Consider the following 255-nt stretch of genomic DNA (forward strand, 5'->3'; position numbering starts at 1 on the left):
GGCACAGCGCGGCGGCGCCGGACGACGAGCGGGTCAGCCTGACCGCGTACGTGCTGCGCGCCGTCGCGCTGTGCCTGCGCGCGCACCCGCGCCTGAACGCCCGCATGCGCGAGAAGGACATCGAGCTGCTGGACGACGTGAACCTGGGCCTGGCGGTCAGCCTGGACGACGGGTTGATGGTGCCGGTCTTGCGCAACGCCGACCGCAAGAGCGCGGCCGAGCTTGGGCGCGAGGCGCGCATGCTGGCGGAAGGCG

At 73.7% G+C, this 255-nt stretch carries 1 protein-coding gene; it reads left to right on the forward strand.

Features of this window, described 5'->3' with window-relative positions:
- Positions 1-255: 2-oxo acid dehydrogenase subunit E2 (locus tag ACEN88_RS35775; RefSeq protein WP_413347133.1), on the forward strand; the 255-nt coding region annotated here is incomplete at both ends.

Origin of the sequence: Massilia sp. CT11-108 (assembly GCF_047302915.1) — a bacterium.
Taxonomy (GTDB): domain Bacteria; phylum Pseudomonadota; class Gammaproteobacteria; order Burkholderiales; family Burkholderiaceae_D; genus Telluria; species Telluria orientalis.